The organism is Streptosporangium sp. NPDC049376, from assembly GCF_044466505.1.
Lineage (GTDB): Bacteria > Actinomycetota > Actinomycetes > Streptosporangiales > Streptosporangiaceae > Streptosporangium.
Map to the genome: position 1 here is coordinate 92,417 of NZ_JBITMT010000015.1, position 15,942 is coordinate 108,358.

Annotated in this window: 14 protein-coding genes; 5 read left to right on the top strand and 9 right to left on the bottom strand. The window is 71.9% G+C overall.

The window, feature by feature from the left end; all coding sequences use genetic code 11:
- Positions 1 to 2: 2 nt before the first annotated feature.
- The gene (locus ACIBVQ_RS30210; protein ID WP_399181605.1) at positions 3 to 1,910 is read right to left on the bottom strand and encodes a dynamin family protein; all 1,908 of its coding nucleotides are present in this window, start codon (positions 1,908 to 1,910) and stop codon (positions 3 to 5) included.
- The gene (locus ACIBVQ_RS30215; protein WP_399181607.1) at positions 1,907 to 3,787 is read right to left on the bottom strand and encodes a dynamin family protein; all 1,881 of its coding nucleotides are present in this window, start codon (positions 3,785 to 3,787) and stop codon (positions 1,907 to 1,909) included. Before ACIBVQ_RS30215 ends, ACIBVQ_RS30210 begins: the two co-directional genes overlap by 4 nt.
- 259 nt (positions 3,788 to 4,046) lie before the next feature.
- Here ACIBVQ_RS30215 and ACIBVQ_RS30220 point away from each other — a divergent pair, with 259 nt between their 5' ends.
- Positions 4,047 to 4,619 (top strand): RNA polymerase sigma factor, encoded by a 573-nt coding sequence (locus tag ACIBVQ_RS30220; RefSeq protein ID WP_399181609.1) that lies wholly within the window; start codon positions 4,047 to 4,049, stop codon positions 4,617 to 4,619.
- Positions 4,620 to 4,624: 5 nt separating this feature from the next.
- On the opposite strand, the gene grpE is transcribed toward ACIBVQ_RS30220, so the two are convergent.
- The 4 genes from grpE to ACIBVQ_RS30240 form a co-directional block, all read right to left on the bottom strand.
- Complete coding sequence (gene grpE / locus ACIBVQ_RS30225) at positions 4,625 to 5,494, bottom strand: nucleotide exchange factor GrpE (protein WP_399181611.1); 870 nt, start codon at positions 5,492 to 5,494, stop codon at positions 4,625 to 4,627.
- 82 nt (positions 5,495 to 5,576) lie between these two features.
- Complete coding sequence (locus ACIBVQ_RS30230; protein WP_352013147.1) at positions 5,577 to 5,825, bottom strand: hypothetical protein; 249 nt, start codon at positions 5,823 to 5,825, stop codon at positions 5,577 to 5,579.
- 166 nt (positions 5,826 to 5,991) lie between these two features.
- Positions 5,992 to 7,752 carry a glycoside hydrolase family 15 protein gene (locus ACIBVQ_RS30235; RefSeq protein WP_399181613.1) on the bottom strand — a complete coding sequence of 587 codons (1,761 nt, stop codon included), beginning with the start codon at positions 7,750 to 7,752 and terminating at the stop codon, positions 5,992 to 5,994.
- A 33-nt stretch (positions 7,753 to 7,785) separates the two neighbouring features.
- Complete coding sequence (locus ACIBVQ_RS30240) at positions 7,786 to 8,391, bottom strand: hypothetical protein (RefSeq protein WP_352013145.1); 606 nt, start codon at positions 8,389 to 8,391, stop codon at positions 7,786 to 7,788.
- A 75-nt stretch (positions 8,392 to 8,466) separates the two neighbouring features.
- Between ACIBVQ_RS30240 and ACIBVQ_RS30245 the strand changes: the two genes are divergently transcribed.
- Positions 8,467 to 9,900: a PLP-dependent aminotransferase family protein gene (locus ACIBVQ_RS30245; protein WP_352013144.1), complete on the top strand. Its 1,434-nt coding sequence runs from the start codon at positions 8,467 to 8,469 to the stop codon at positions 9,898 to 9,900.
- 3 nt (positions 9,901 to 9,903) lie between these two features.
- Here the strand turns inward: ACIBVQ_RS30245 and ACIBVQ_RS30250 are convergent, their stop codons facing one another.
- From ACIBVQ_RS30250 to ACIBVQ_RS30260, 3 genes are all read right to left on the bottom strand, one after another.
- Positions 9,904 to 10,149, bottom strand: a complete 246-nt coding sequence (locus tag ACIBVQ_RS30250; protein ID WP_352013143.1) for a hypothetical protein — start codon at positions 10,147 to 10,149, stop codon at positions 9,904 to 9,906.
- A gap of 86 nt (positions 10,150 to 10,235) precedes the next feature.
- Positions 10,236 to 10,847, bottom strand: a complete 612-nt coding sequence (locus ACIBVQ_RS30255; protein ID WP_352013142.1) for a TRIC cation channel family protein — start codon at positions 10,845 to 10,847, stop codon at positions 10,236 to 10,238.
- A 38-nt stretch (positions 10,848 to 10,885) separates the two neighbouring features.
- Positions 10,886 to 12,388: a peptide MFS transporter gene (locus tag ACIBVQ_RS30260; protein WP_399181617.1), complete on the bottom strand. Its 1,503-nt coding sequence runs from the start codon at positions 12,386 to 12,388 to the stop codon at positions 10,886 to 10,888.
- A gap of 179 nt (positions 12,389 to 12,567) precedes the next feature.
- On the opposite strand from ACIBVQ_RS30260, the gene ACIBVQ_RS30265 reads away from it, so the two are divergent.
- From ACIBVQ_RS30265 to ACIBVQ_RS30275, 3 genes are all read left to right on the top strand, one after another.
- The gene (locus ACIBVQ_RS30265; RefSeq protein ID WP_399181619.1) at positions 12,568 to 14,403 is read left to right on the top strand and encodes an AMP-dependent synthetase/ligase; all 1,836 of its coding nucleotides are present in this window, start codon (positions 12,568 to 12,570) and stop codon (positions 14,401 to 14,403) included.
- A gap of 77 nt (positions 14,404 to 14,480) precedes the next feature.
- Positions 14,481 to 15,251: a hypothetical protein gene (locus ACIBVQ_RS30270; RefSeq protein ID WP_399181621.1), complete on the top strand. Its 771-nt coding sequence runs from the start codon at positions 14,481 to 14,483 to the stop codon at positions 15,249 to 15,251.
- Between the two features lie 150 nt (positions 15,252 to 15,401).
- A complete protein-coding gene (locus ACIBVQ_RS30275) occupies positions 15,402 to 15,908 on the top strand; it encodes a hypothetical protein (protein ID WP_352013138.1) in 507 nt (168 codons plus the stop codon).
- Positions 15,909 to 15,942: the final 34 nt, after the last annotated feature.

Here is a 15,942-nt window from a genome sequence, read left to right on the forward strand (position 1 = left end):
GGTCAGGGGGCCGATCCCAGGGCGGCGACCGCCGCGGCGAGTTCCTCACGCAGCTCGTGGCCGCGCCTGGTGAGGGCGTTGATCGCGGCGATGCGGTCCTGGCCGGACTGCCGCGACCTCTGGCGGTCGGCGGCCGAACGGGCCGAGGCGGCCTTCAGCTCCGCCCGCCTGCTCTCAAGGTCCTTGCGCCTTCGCATCAGGTTGTCGTCGGCGGCCTGCTCGACGCTGACCCGCCAGGTGGCGACCATCCGCTCCAGGTCGAGGGTCATCTCCCTGGCGACGACGGAGAACTGGTCGCGCAGCGCCCCCCTGATCGCGGCCTGGTTGCGCTGCACCTTCTCCAGCGAGCGCCGCCCGAAGAAGATAGAGGCCCCGATGGCGGGGGCGACCAGGAGGAAGCCGACGGGGCCGAGCATGGCCGCGGCCAGGCCGCCGAACGAGGCGGCCATCGAGATCGAGGGCAGCACGTCCCGCACCATGTCCACGTCGACCGGCGTGTCCGCGGCCTGGTCCCCCTTGACCTGGACCTGCGACAGGTTGGGCATCGCGCGCCTGTCGGAGGTCAGCTCGACCGGGTCGAGGCCCAGGTCGCGGGCGAAGGCGTCCAGCGTGGTCCTGGCCAGGTTCTCCACGTCGTAGACGATCTGCGACCAGACGGCCTCAAGTGAGCGCTGGACGCTCTCCGGCAGCTCCGCCATGTACCTGTCGATCTGCTCCTGCTTCTTCAGCGTGGCGATCGCGTTCTCGTACGGCTGGCGGATCTCGGCCACCCGGGCGGCCACGATCCCGCCGACCTCACGCCCGAGGAAGGTGTTGGCGACGGCGCCCGCCCTGCGCTTGGCCGTCAGTTCCCCGAGGGCGGCCAGCTCCGCGTCCAGCTCGGCGAGCCGTGCGGTGATGTCCCCGGCGTCGTCGGAGCCCGCGGCGACGTCGTCCTGCGCCCCGGCCGCCAGTGAGTTCAGCGCGGAGAGCGCGGCGGCGACCACGGTCGCGCCACGCGCGGACTCCCGGCCGTCGGCGAACCCGCGCAGGTACCGCTCCAGGACGTCCATGCCGCTGCGGGCCCGCAGCGCGTCGGCCCGTTCGGCGCGTCCCTCCCGCCGTTTCGCCGCGGCGGCCTCGGCGAGCTTCGAGCTCACCGGAATCCAGGGCGCCCGCAGCAGCGGGCTCAGCGTCGCCGTCCTGCCGGGGTCGGCGGCGATCGCCTCGGTGACGAAGGTCCTCAGCCGGGCCTTGTTCTCCTCCTGCAGGCTGTGCCAGTTGGCGGAGTCCTCCACCTTGGTCAGCACGAACACGATCGCCTGGACCCGCTCGGCGGCCTCGGCGAGGAACTCCAGCTCGTGCCTGAGCACCGGCTGGTCCTGCGCGCTGAGCGTGAACAACAGGGCGTCGGCCCGCTGGAGCATGGCCACGGTCACCTGCCTGTGCCCGACCGTCAGGCTGTCCACCCCGGGGGTGTCGAGCAGCCGCAGGCCGTCCAGCAGCGGGTTGTCCAGGGTGACGTCCACGCTGACGACGTCGCGCCGCTTGCCCGCGTCACCGCGCATGGAGGCGTAGTCGGGGATCGACTCGACGGTGATCGGGGTCTCGACGAGCCCGGTGTCGGTGTTGCGGTGCACGACGGCGGTGAGGCGGGGGCCGCGCCGCAGGGAGAGGAAGCAGTTGGTCGCGACGTCGGCGTCGACGGGCAGCAGGTCGGGGTGGCCGACCAGGGTGTTGAGCAGGCGGCTCTTACCGCGTTTCTGCGCGCCCGCGACCACGATGTCGGTGCACTCGTCCTTCCACCTGGCCGCGCTCGCGGCCAGCACCTCGGCCAGGTCTGGCCTGCCGCACCGGCCTGCCAGGCCGTGGACCTCGTTGGCGTAACGCAGCAGCCGGGCCACCGGGCCCGCCTGGTCGGGGGTCGTCAACTGACGTTCTCCTGTCGGGATCGTGCCGGTGAGGGGGTGCCGGAGGGGCCGTCCGGCCGGTCGCACCACGCCCAGACGGCCTCGTAGGCCTCGCAGAGGGTCTCGGCCGCCCTGCGCTGCCTGATGGGCAGGGGTCTGTGGGTCAGCACGCGGAACCTGGCGGCCAGCGCGGCGGCGTAGCCGGCCAGTTCGGCGCGGGGGGCCGAGGGCGGCGCGCCGAGCTGGAGCGCCAGTTCGGTCCCGGTCAGCAGCAGCTCGACGGAGCGCCGCTCGTCCGCGGGGACCATCGGGGACGAGCGCAGCGCCTCGGCCGCCGCCCGGTCCACGGAGACAGGGGGCAGCGGGCCCGCCCCCGTGGGGGCGGCCGGTCCCCGGTCCTCGGTGAGCGCCGCGCCGACCACGTCCTCAAGGACGGTCAGCACGTCCCTGGCCCGGTGCCCGCCGGTGCGGCCCTCGCTCATCATGGCCAGGGTGCGCCAGCGCATCGAGGCGGCGGTGGCCGCGGCGGCGATCTCCGGCTTCGGCGCCCCGGCGGCCAGGCCGAGCTGCTCGGCGGGGTCGTCGTGGCGGGCCATGCGCAGCAGCTCCGCCGTCATCTCCTCGTTCAGGACGAGCGTGCCCCTGCCGAGCGCCTCGGCCGCGGCGAAGATCCGCAGGCCGCCGAGCGCGGTGGCGATCGGCTTGTTCTCGTCGAGCTGGGCCGCGAGCGCGTCCAGGGTGACGCGATCCGAGCCGAGCGCCGGGGTGCGGGCGAGGGCGCGCAGCCTGGTCAGGGCGTCGAGGGCCTTCAGGTGGTCGGCGCGGCGGGCGAAGTGGGCGATGCCCGCGGCGACCGAGCCGGTCGCGGCCTTCCCCGCGGAGGCGTATCCCGACCGTTCCAGCAGGTGCGCCGCGAGCGCCCCGGCGTCCCCGGCGACGCCCTCACGCAGCGCGCGCACCGAGGTCACGATGCCGTAGCGGTGCAGCTTCGCGACCAGGCGGTGCCGTACCTCGGCGGGGACGGGAAGGTCGGCAGCGGTGCGGAAGTCCTCCAGGTCGAGGAGGTAGTCCTCCAGGTCGTCCTCGTCCATCCGGGCCAGTTCGGACAGCGCCGCGAACTCCTCGGCGTCCGGCGGGCACGCCCGCGCGGTCTCGGCCAGCAGGCCGATCACCGGGACCACGTCGAAGACGGAGGTCCGCAGGTCCTGGTAGCCCTTGGCCGCCAGGCGGCGCGCGGTGGGCCAGGGGTCGTCCTCGTCGCCGCGCCGGTCGACCTGGCCCAGCACGGCCAGGGTGTTGACGCAGCTCATCCCGCAGGCGCCGGTGAGGCCGCGGAACTCGGCGAGGGTGGTGTCGTCGAACTTCTGGACGTAACGCAGCACGTAGATCATCGCCTGGGCGCGGTCGTCCTCGTCCCCTGAGCCGAACAGCATGCTCCTGGCGGCCTGTTCGTTGGCCGCCGTCACCGTGTTCATACCGGGGGTGTCGACGATGGTGACCGTGCGCAGGGAGGGCTGGTCCAGCGTGACGCGAAGGCGCCTGATCCGGGCGACCTCGACCCCCAGGTCCGAGGGCAGCCGGTGGCCGGGCAGCAGCCGCGAGTGGGCGACGCCCCCGTCCTTCAGCTCGATCGTGACGAGTCCGTCGTCCTCGCCGTACTCGTACTGGGTGACGACGAAGGTGCACTCGCCCGCGTCGACCGGGGCGACGGGCAGCCCGAGAAGGGCGTTGACCAGGGTCGACTTGCCGCTGCTGACCGCGCCCGCGACCGCGACCCGCAGCGGGGCGTCGAGGCTCGCGCGCACCTGGGCGATCCGCTCGCGCAGCTCGGGCCCGGCGAGCCTGGCCGAGGTGGAGTCGCAGAGGTCGCGCAGCAGGTCGGCGGGGCCCGCCGTCACGCGTCACCGCCGGACGCGGGCCGTGGGCGGGGGGCGGGCGGGAACGTCCGCGGCACCATGGGCAGGTTCTCCTCCTGTATCGGTTTCCCGGCCCTCCCTGAGGGAGTCGACGCAGGTCGGTCAGGCCGTCTGACTCGTGATGGGACGACCGGGAATGGGGATTATCACGGTCCAATATCATGGCGGACCACCACATACCGGGCGGTCGCGGAACGTGATGTCATTGGCTGATTTTCCGCTCCCGGACGATGGGTGACCGATGACGAGCGTGGCGCTGGGCGGGGCCGTCGAGGACAGGACCGAGGACGCCGCCGATGGTGAGAGCCTGCTCGTGGCGGCGGCCCGCAGGGGTGACGAGAGGGCCTTCGCCGAGCTGTGGTCGATGGCGCGGCGCCCGGCCTTCGGCGTCTGCTACCACCTGACCGGCAACCGCGCCGACGCCCTCGACGCGCTCCAGGACACGCACCTGGCGGCCTGGCGCGGCCTGCCGGCCTTTCAGGGCAGGTCGCCCTTCAGGGCCTGGGTGCTGGCCATCGCGCGCAACGCCTCCCACTCGGTGATCAGGCGCCGTCCTCCCCGGGACGCGCTCATGGCCGAGGTCGCCGAGGAACTCCTGGTCGCCGACCCCTTCGAGGACTCGGTCGCCAGGCTGGCCGACCTGCGCAGGGCGCTGACGGGGCTGCCCGCCTCCCATCGGGAGGCGCTGCTGCTGTGGGCGGGCGGACTGACCTACGAGCAGGTCGCGCTCTCGCTCGGGGTGCCGCTGAACACGGTCCGGGCCTGGATCCACCGTGCCAGGAGGCGGCTGCAGACCGGCCTGGCCGACGGCTGAGCGCCTCACCCCACACCCTCGCCTCCGGGCGCCGGGTGACGGTAGACGGCGACCTGCGGCACGCGGATCACCCGGCCGCCGTCGGCGTACCCCCTCTTGACGGTCTCCGCCACCATGTCGTGCAGTTCGGGCCGGTCGGTCGGCTCGGAGCCGAACGCCTCGTGCAGGCGTGGGTCGAACCGCTGCCCGTCCGGGACGATCTCCCGCACCCCGGCCCGGTTCAGGCCGTCGCCCAGGGTGTCGGCCAGCCGGGGGTGGCGTTCGGCGATCTGGTCCCGGTAGCCGATGCAGGCCTCGACCAGGGTCTCCCTGCCCGGATGCCCTCCGGAGAACAGTCGCTCGACCTGCTGGGTGAGCGCCTGGCTGATCCCGCTGCCCGCCACCTCGGTGAGCGCCTCGGCCAGCGGGTCACGCTCGGGTGCCCACGGGTGCGGCGGCGCCTCGGCGGCCATCGTCCCAGGGGGAGCCTGGGGGGTCAGGGGCATCTGAGGGGCCTGGGGGGTCTGAGGGGCCTGGGAAGCCGTCTGCCACGGCGGCGCCGGGGACGGTGTGGCGGCGACCGTCCGCCGGCCGCGCGACCACAGGTAGAGCCCTCCCGCGCCCGCCACGGCGACCCCGCCGCCGATCGCGAGCATCAGGGGGAGGGGGAGCGGGAACGGTCCGCCCGGCGTCCCCGTTTCGCCGGGCGTCACCCCCCGCCCCTTGCGCAGGGGCCGTACGGCCTCTCCTTGGGAGACACCCGGCTCGCCGGGCTCCGATGACGTGGCGACGGTCCGCGTCTGCCCGCCCGTCTCCCCTCCCACGAGGCCGCAGGCGGTCAGTGCCGCGCAGGCCAGCAGGAGCATCAGGGGCAGGAGCGCGCGTCGATCTTCCATCGGTTGTCTTCCTCGTCATTCGCCCGTGTGGTCCGCGACGGGATCACACGTGAGGACACACGGGCTCACGCTGCTCGTGCGGTCAGGCGGTGGGGAAGGGGCCCGAGGTCTGGGTGTAGTCGGCGACGCCGTCGCCGTCGTAGTCGACCCGGGCCTCGTCGATGTAGCCGTCACCGTCGTTGTCGAGGTAGACGACGTCGGTCACCCCGTCACCGTCGGTGTCGTAGCGCTCCTCGTTGGCGTAGCCGTCGCCGTCGGTGTCGATCAGCTGGGCGTCGGCGCTGCCGTCGCCGTCGTAGTCGACCAGGTCGGAGGTAGCGAAGTCGCTCATGTTTGTTCCTTTCGGGTGGTGTTCAACAGGTGAGAGTGACCTTGGCCGTGTTTAGTTGCACCCGAGGGGAAAAATTTTTTCACGACTTTTCTGGCCTTCCGGATCCGCCGCATTTCGGCTCGTCAGCGCCCTCCCGGGGTCCTCCCGAGGAGTACGGCGGGCGGGGTCAGCTCAGCGCGCGGGCCGTGTGGATCAGCGGGACGTGGCTGAAGGCCTGCGGGAAGTTGCCGACCATGCGGCCGTAGCGGGGGTCGTACTCCTCGGAGAGCAGGCCGACGTCGTTGCGCAGCGCCAGCAGGCGCTCGAACAGCTCGACGGCCTCCTCCTTGCGCCCGATCATCGCCAGCGCCTCGGCCAGCCAGAAGCTGCACGCCAGGAACGCGCCCTCACCCCCCGGCAGGCCGTCCACGTCGTTGTCCTCGTCCAGCGGATAACGCAGCACGAAGCCGTCGACCATCAGCTCACGCTGGATCGCCTCGACGGTGCCGACCACCCTGGGGTCCTCGGGGGGCAGGAAACCCACCATGGGGATCAGCAGCAGGGAGGCGTCGAGCTCCGCCGAGCCGTACGACTGGGTGAAGGTGCCGCGCGCGGAGTCGAACGCCTTGTGGCACACCTCGGCGTGGATCCGGTCGCGCAGCTCCCGCCAGCGCGCCACCGGCCCCGTCCTGCCGAACTCCTCGACCTGCTTGACGGCCCGGTCGAGGGCCACCCAGCACATCACCTTGGAGTGGGTGAAGTGCCTGCGCGGACCCCTGACCTCCCACAGTCCCTCGTCGGGCTCGTCCCAGTGGGCCTCCACGTATCCGAGCAGCTCGCGCTGGATGGTCCACGCCCGGTCGTCGGGCTCCATGCCCGAGGCGCGCGACAGGTACAGGGCGTTCATCACCTCGCCGTACACGTCGAGCTGGAGCTGGGTGACGGCGTCGTTGCCGATCCTGACGGGGCGGGAGGCCTCGTAGCCGGGCAGCCAGGACAGTTCGAGCTCGGTCAGCCTGCGCTCTCCGGTCACGCTGTACATGATCTGCAGGTCCTGGGCGCGGCCCGCGATGGCGCGCAGCAGCCACGCCCGCCAGGAGCGGGCCTCCTCCAGGTAGCCCGCGCCGATGAGGGCCTCAAGCGTCATGGTCGCGTCGCGCAGCCAGCAGTAGCGGTAGTCCCAGTTGCGGACCCCGCCGAGGTCCTCGGGCAGCGAGGTGGTCGGGGCGGCGACGATGCCGCCGGTGGGGGCGTAGGTGAGCGCCTTGAGCGTGATGAGCGAGCGGACCACGGCGTCCCGCCACGGACCCTGGTAGGCGCACTGGCCGAGCCACTCCTCCCACAGCTGCTCGGTCTGCGTGAGCTGCTCGAAGGGGTCGATCTCGACGGGCCTGGCCTCGTGGGAGGGGTGCCAGGTGAAGACGAAGGCCAGACGTTCGCCCGCGGCGACCTGGAACCTCGCCTTGTGGGCGTAGTCGCCGCCCTGCAGCGGGATCGGGGAGTGCAGCCACACCGAGTCGGGGCCGCCCACGGCCTGCAGCAGCCCGTCGGTACGGCGCACCCAGGGCACGATGCGGCCGTAGTCGAAGCGGACGCGGATCTCGGTGGCCATCTCGACCGTGCCGGAGACACCCTCGACGATCCTGACCAGGTCGGGGTTGACGTGCCTGGTCGGCATGAAGTCCGTGACGCGGACCGTGCCGCCCGGGGTGTCCCACTCGCTCTCCAGCACCAGGGAGTCGCCCTTGTAACGGCGCCTGGTGGCGTCGGGCCGCCGGGCGCCGGCGGGACCGAGCCACCACTGCCCGTGGTGCTTGTCGCCGAGCAGTGCCGCGAAGCACGCGGGCGAGTCGAACTTGGGCAGGCAGAGCCAGTCGATGGAGCCGTTGCGGCCGACCAGTGCCGCCGACTGCATGTCGCCTATGAGGGCGTAGTCCTCGATCCGCATGTGCTCGACGCTAACGCCTCCGCGGCGTCCCGATCAGTCCTTGGGGCGCATCAGCGGCATGAAGAACTGGCTCAGCGGGCCGATCGCCAGGGCGAAGACCACGGTTCCCAGGCCCACGGTCCCGCCGAGCAGCCAGCCGACGGCCAGCACCGTCACCTCGATGAGGGTCCTGGCCGAACGGATGGACATGCCCAGGCGGTTGAGGCCGGTCATCAGGCCGTCGCGCGGTCCGGGGCCCAGGCCCGCGCCGATGTAGAGCCCGGTGGCCGCGCCGGTCGCGACGACGCCGAGCACCAGATAGACCCACCGCAGGGCCAGCGGTCCCGGCTCGGGGGCCAGCCACATCGCGGCGTCGGCGAACAGCCCGAGGAACAGGACGTTGCTGAGGGTGCCGATGCCGGGCCGCTGCCTGAGGGGGATCCACAGCAGCATCACGGCCGCGCCGACGACGATGATCCAGGTGCCGATGGACAGGCCGAGATGGATGGACAGGCCCTGGTGGAAGACGTCCCACGGGCTGCCGCCGAGCCGTGACTCGATCTGCAGGCCGATGCCGACGCCGTAGAGCGCCAGTCCGGCGTACAGGCGCAGGAGGCGGCCGGGGAACGACCCGAGGGTGGGAAGTGTTGCCTCGCTCATAATGGCACTTATCGTCCATGCCATTACTGCCATCCAAAAGGGCCAATCACGAAAAGTGGCCTTATAGTGGGGCGGGTGGACCGCTATCTGAGTGGCGTCCAGCTCGCTCGCCTCCTGGCGATCGACCCCGGCGCCAAGCCGTACTACCGGACCCTGGCCGCGACCGTGCGGTCGCTGATCCTCGACGGGCGGCTGCCCGTGCGGGTACGGGTCCCGGCGGAGCGGCACCTTGCCGAGGCGCTGGGCGTCAGCCGTACGACCGTGACCTCCGCCTACGACCGGCTGCGCGAGCAGGGATACCTGGAGAGCAGGCAGGGGGCGGGGAGCTGGACGGCGCTGCCGGACGCGGGCTCGCTCGGCGCGGAGAACCCCTGGATCGCCGCAGAGGACGACGGGCTGCTGCCGCTGCACTGCGCGGCGCCGTCCGCGGCCAGGACGCTGCCCGCCGCGATCGCCGCCGCGGGGGAGGGCTATCCGCGCTACACCCTGGGCATGGGCTACGACCCGGTCGGGATCGCGCCGCTGCGCCAGGCCGTCGCCGCCCGGTACTGCGCGCGGGGGCTGGCCACCAGGCCGGAGCAGATCCTCATCACCGCGGGCGCCCAGCACGGCCTCCACCTGCTGGCCATGGCGCTGCTCGCGCCGGGCGACCCGTTCCTGCTCGATTCGCCGACCTATCCGCACGCCATCGACCTGGCCAGGGCGCGAGGCGCCAGGATCGTCCCGGTCGGCATCCCCGACGACGGCTGGCACCTGGACCTGCTCACCAGCGCGATGCGCCAGTCAGGGGCCCGCCTGGCCTACGTCATCCCCGACTTCCACAACCCCACCGGCCACCTGATGGACGACGCCACCCGGGCCGGGCTGGTGAGCGCGGCCAGGAGGCACGACACCACGCTGATCGTGGACGAGACCTGGAGCGAGCTGGACATCGACGAGGTGCCCAGGACCGCCCCGCTGGCCGCCTTCGACACCGACGGCAGGGTGATCAGCCTGGGATCGGCCTCCAAGCTGTGGTGGGGCGGCCTGCGCATCGGCTGGATCCGCACGGGCGCCGCCATGGTGCGCCGCCTGGCCGCCCTGCGCGCCTCGGTCGACATCGCGAGCTCCCTGTTCGAGCAGCTCGTCGTGGCCAGGCTCTTCGAGGACATCGAGGAGACCAGGGCCGAACGCCGCCGCAGCCTCGGCGCGTCACGGGCCGCCCTGACGACCGCGCTGGCCGAGCACATGCCGGACTGGGACTACACCGTGCCCAGGGGCGGCGGCTCGCTGTGGATCAGGCTGCCCGACCACTCGGGCAGCCTGCTGGCCGAGGCCGCCGCCTGCCAGGGCGTACGGCTGGCCCCCGGCACCTGGTTCGGCGTCGACGGCACGCTCGAAGGCAGGCTCCGGCTTCCCTTCACCCAGTCCCCGCAGGTCGTCACCGAGGGAGTGGCCCGCATCGCGGAGGCCAGGATCAGGGGCCCGTACGGCGCCCGCCCGGCTCCGCCGCTCACCCCCGCCCTGTGATCGTCAGGCGGCCTCCGCCGCCTCTCCGGCCTCCTGCAGGAGGCCGGAGCGATGCTGCTCGGAGAGCAGGTGACCGGCCCCGACGACGATCGCGACGGGCCAGTCGATGACCTCAAGGGCGCCGAGCACCCCCAGCACCGCGTAGAAGGCCAGCCGTTCGGGTGGCGGCACCGCCACCGTCCCGACCAGCGGCAGACTGACGGTGCAGGGCCGTCGCCCGTGGCCCGCGGTCTTCTTCCCCTTGGCCATGGTGGCCTCCCGTGGGTTGGACGCCTACCGCCGCGATGCCCGGGCCGTACGCCGTGTAACGCGACTTGACCAGGGTTTTCACCGGGCTACTCCGGCGCGACCCCCCGGGCGAGCGGGGCGCGCCAGCGCAGCCGCATCGCGGCGATGCGCAGCCCGAACCCGAGTACGGCGGCGGCCAGCGTGGCGGGCCAGCCGTGCAGGTCCAGGATGTAGAGCACGGCCATCACCGCCGAGCAGAACAGGGCGGGCACCGCGTAGAGCTGGCGGTCGTAGAGCAGGATGGGGATCTGCCCGGACAGGACGTCGCGCAGCACGCCGCCGCCGACACCGGTGGTGACCCCGAGCAGTGTCGCGTGCAGCGGGCTCAGGCCGTAGCTCAGCGCCTTCTCCGTGCCCACCACGGAGAACAGGCCGAGGCCCGCCGCGTCGAACACGTTGACGGCGGGCATCACCCGCTCCACGTGCGGGTGCCAGAAGAACACGATGGCCGTCGCGATCACCGGGGCGAGCACGTATCCGGTGCTGGAGAAGGCAGCGGGCCGGACGTTGAGGATCAGGTCACGCAGGATGCCGCCGCCGAGCGCGGTCATCTCCGCCAGTACGGCCATGCCGACCACGTCCAGTCGCCTGCGGACGCCCACGAGTGCGCCTGAGAGAGCGAAGACGAAGATTCCGACGAGGTCAAGCCATTGGTTCACTGATAAATCATCCCATGACCGGCTCTATGGGTCTTACATCATATTTCTTGGTGTCCGGAAGGCGCGTGGTCGTGCTCCCGCATCAGGACGCGCAGCCGCGGCACGAACAGGAACAGCAGCACGCCCGCCACGACCGCGATCGCCGCCAGCGTGAGGAAGTAGGCGGGATCGGACATGTGCTCCCTGAGCCTGCCCGTCTGCCCGCCGACCGCGTCACCGACCGAGACGGCGATGAACCAGACGCCGAGCATCTGTCCCTTGAACGCCTGGGGGGCGAGCTTGGTGGTGACCGAGAGCCCGACCGGGCTCAGCGCCAGCTCCCCGAAGACCTGGACGAGGTAGACCGCCACCAGCCACCACACCGAGACCCTCCCGTTCCCGGCCAGGGCGGAGGCCGCCGCCATGATCACGAAGCTCAGGCCGACCATGACCAGCGCGAAGGCGAACTTCTGCGGGGCCGTGACCCGGTTGCCCAGCTTCACCCACAACGCCGCGAAGACCGGTACGAAGATCATGATGAACAGCGGGTTGAACGACTGCGTCGCCGCGGCGGTGATGCGCACACCGAACAGTGAGAGGTCGGTGTGGTCCGCGGCGAAGAACAGCAGCACGGTCGGGGCCAGGTCGTAGATCATCCAGAAGACGGCCGCGGCGGCGAACAACCAGATGTAGGCCCGCATCCCGGCGCGCTCCTCCGGCGTCAGGTTGTGGCTGCCCAGCAGGATGTAGCCGAAGTAGACCACCGGAACGATCACGATCACCACGGTCAGCGCCAGCGCGAAGGCGTCGAGGCTGAAGGTCCCGGAGAGCGCCCAGAGCGTCAGGGCCACGACGATCACGGCCGTCGAGCCGAGCGCGACGAGGGTGAAGTGCCGGTGCTCGGCGGGGGTCAGCCGGTGCCCGGGCTCGTCGCCGGCGCCCCGGAGGCGGGAGCGGCCCGCCACGTACTGGACCAGGCCGAGGGCCATCCCGACGGCCGCCGCCCCGAAGCCCAGGTGCCAGCGGTCGCCGTCGGCGAGCCAGCCGACCACGATGGGGGCGACGAAGGCCCCCAGGTTGATGCCGAGGTAGAACAGGGAGAAGCCCGCGTCCCTGCGCGCGTCGGCGTCCTCCGGATAGAGCTTGCCGACCATCGCGGAGATGTTCGGCTTCAGCAGCCCGGTCCCGGCGATGATGAGCAGCAGGCCGAGGGCCACGAAGAGGCCCGTCCTGGCCGGTATCGCCATGCTGATGTGCCCGAACATGATGATCAGACCGCCCCACAGCACCGCCCTGCGGGCACCGAGGACGCGGTCGGCGACCCAGCCGCCGGGCAGGGCCACCAGATAGATCAGGGCGCCGTAGACGCCGACGAGCGCCTGCGCGGTCCCCTTGCCCATGCCCAGCCCGCCGACGGCGGGGGAGGCGGCCATGAAGGTGGCCAGGATCGCGCGCAGGCCGTACCAGCTGAAGCGCTCCCACATCTCGGTGCCGAACAGCGTGGCGAGGCCGCGTGGATGCCCGAAGAAGGATTTCTCCTCCGCCTTTGTCTCCGATGTCATAGCGCCCCCCGACCTCAGTGTGTGATCGAACTGTAACTCTGCGTGTTCATTCCGGCGAGGGCGGACCGAAAGGTCGTGCGTCGTCGGTCCCTTAACGCCGAAGGTCTTGTCCCCCCGTATCCCGTGTGATGCGATGCATGCCTCACGAAGGCAAGTGAGCACTTCCAGGAGGCGCTTCGATGGCCGGTGTCCTTGAGGAACGGGCCGCGATCGAGCGGGAGATCGCGGGCCGTACCGTCTGCGCCCAGTTGAGGGAGGCGGCCGAACGGGACGCGGGAGCCCCCGCCTACTCCGACCCCTCGGGGCAGGGCTGGACGACCATGACCTACGGCGAGGCCAGGCGGAGGGTGCTGGAGATCGCCGCGGGCTTCGCCGCCCTCGGGCTGCGCAGGGGCGAGGCCGTCGCCCTGATGATGGTCAACCGCAGCGAGCACGTCCTGGCCGACCTGGGTGCGGTGCACGCGGGCGGCGTCTCGTGCTCGGTCTACCCCACCTTCGCCCCCGAGCAGGTCGCCTTCGTCGCGGCCGACGTGGGCGCGCGGATCGCGGTGCTCGGCGGCCCGGCCGACCTGGCCAGATGGGAGCCGATCCTCGGCGACCTGCCCGCGCTGCACAGGATCGTCATGCTGGAGGGCGCGCCCCGGGACGACCGTTTCGTCTCCTGGGAGGACCTGCTGTCCATGGGCCGCGAACGGCTGGCCGCCGAACCCGGCGAGGTCGAGGCCCGCTGGCGCGCGGTGGCCGCCGACGACGTCCTGACGGTGCTCTACACCTCCGGCACGACCGGCGACCCCAAGGGCGTGCCGCTCACCCACGCCAACGTGTTCTACGAGGTCGTAGCCACCGACCGGCTGGCGCGGGTGCCCGAACGCGGTACCCAGATCTCCTATCTGACCTACGCGCACATCGCCGAGCGGGTGCTCAGCCTCTACCTGCCGCTCTTCAAGCTCTCCCACACCTACTTCTGCACCGACATGTCCCAGCTCGGCGCGATCCTCGGCCAGGTCAGGCCGGTGCTCTTCTTCGGCGTGCCGCGCGTGTGGGAGAAGATGATGGCCAGGCTCCAGGCCCTGCTGTCCATGCAGCCGCAGGATCGGCGCGAGCAGGCGCGTCTGGCCATGGCCGCCGGTCTCGCCCACATCGAGGCCTGCCAGTACGGCCGCACGCCCTCACCTGGGGTCCGCGAGGCCTACGAGCGGGCCGACGCCGCGCTGCTGTCCGGCGTGCGCTCGCTGATCGGCCTGGACAACGCGGGCTGGCTCGCCACCGCCGCGGCGCCGATGCCGCGCGAGGTCCAGCGCTTCTTCGCCGGTCTCGGCCTGCGCGTCCTGGACGTGTACGGCATGACGGAGACGACGGGCGCGTTCACCGCCAACGCCCAGGACCGCTTCAAACTCGGCACGGTCGGGCAGGCCGGGCCCGGGGTGGAGATCCGCGTCGCCGAGGACGGGGAGATCCTCACCCGCAGCCCGGCCAACGCCGTCGGCTACCTCAACCGGCCGGGGGAGACCGCGGAACTGCTGGACGAGGACGGCTGGCTGCACACCGGCGACGTCGGCGTGGTCGACGAGGACGGCTTCGTCAGCATCCTCGACCGCAAGAAGGAACTCATCATCACCTCGGGGGGCGAGAACATCTCCCCGGCCAACATCGAGGGCCTCCTCAGGGAACACCCCATCGTCGGCCAGGCCCTGGTCTACGGCGACGGCAGGCCGTACCCGGTGGCGATCCTCACCCTCGACGGTGAGACGGCTCCCGGCTGGGCGAAGGAGCGGGGCATCGGGTTCACCTGCCTGGCCGACCTCGCCGAGCACCCCGAGGTCCTCCGCGAGGTCGCCGGGGCGGTCGCCGCGGCCAACGGGCGGCTCGCCCGGGTACAGCAGGTCAAGCGCTGGCGGCTGCTGCCGGTCGAGTGGACGCCGGAGAGCCAGGAGCTCACGCCGAGCCTGAAACTCAGACGCCGGATCATCCACACCAGGTACGCGGAGGTGATCGAAGGCCTGTACGCGTCCTGACCCGTGCCTGTCCCTTTGCCCAACGGGCGCGTGTCCGTCCCCCGGCCATTACCGCGCCGTTCCTAGCGTCCTGGGTCATGAGATTCCTTTTCGCGTTGCTGGCGGCGGCGACCGTCGTCCCGCCCGTCCCGGCCGGGGCGGGCGTGGCCGGGGAACCGGTGATCCGCTCGGTGACCGTGACCCCGGGCGCGCCCGTCGTCGGGCCGTCCGGATCGGTGCGGGTGGTGATCGAGGTGGTCGCGGGCGGGGTCGCGGGGCCGGACGGGGTGACGATCGAGGTCGAGCCGGGCGCCCCGGACGCGGCCGACGAGCCGGCCTCCCCGCCGATCCAGGAGGACGCCGAGGACACCGGGGTCACCGGGACCGCAGACGGTCAGGGGGCGCAGGCGCCTGCCCCGGCGCCGGAGTGGGAGATCTGGAGGTTCGTGCCCGACAAGGGTCTGACCCGCTGGTACCCGACGGGGCGCTGGACCGTCACGGTGACCGCCAGGGGCGCCGGCGGTGAGGTCGTCACCGGGCACACCGTCTTCAGGCTGCGCAGGGAGACCAGGTTCAGCGCGGTGCGGGTGGCCGCGGGGGAGACGGGCGCGCGGGTTCGCGGTGTCCTGAACCGGGTCGACCCGCAGGGCTACCTGGACTACGCCCCCTTCCCCGGCCAGCCGGTGGGCATCCTGCACCGGAGCGAGCCCGGGGAGCCCTGGCAGAGCGTGGCCTCGGCGACCACCGACGCGCAGGGCCGCTTCGCCAGGGACGTTCCGGGGATCAGGGACGGTCAGTGGCGCATCCTGTTCGCCGGGACGGGACACTATGCGGGCAGACGCAGCATCATCCACCCGACCACCGCATAAGTGCATTTAATAGGACAAATCGCCATATCGTTATTCCATTTGGAGTGGCTAATTTCCTATTTACTGTGACTTTTCCTTATGTTGAAGCGTCTTTGACGGTAGGCGCGCCCCACCGCGGGGCGCGTCCTTCAACGGGGAAGGAAGTTCCAGATGCTGCGACGCATCGCGACCGTCCTGGCCACGGCGGCGCTGAGCGCCTCCGCGCTCGCGGTCACCGCACCGGCGCAGGCCGCGACCACCCAGGCCGTGTCCGCGCAGGCCGGGAGCCGGGCCTACACCGAGACCAGGATCGCCGGCTTCAACGCCGACCCCAACCCGGCCCGCAGGTTCCAGCGCATCACGCTGAGCGGCCAGCTCCAGGTCGGTGAGGACTGCAACCCGCACGAGCGCGGTCCCGGCCTGGCCACCCGCCACAACCCCTGCGACAACGGCAGGACCCAGTGGGCGGGCTCCGCCGGCTGGCAGAAGATCGTGGTGCTCTTCCGCGCGAGCGGCAGGAGCAAGTGGGAGTTCGTCGACGCGATCGAGACCGGCCGTGACGGGCGTTTCGCCACGGACGTCCGCGTCTACACCTCCGGCACCTGGCGCGTCGTCTTCGAGGGCGCCAGGGGCCTGGCGCCGTCCGAGGACAGCGACTGGGTCAGGGTCTTCCGCTGACCGACCGGTGAGCGAGCCCAGGACCGCCCCGCCC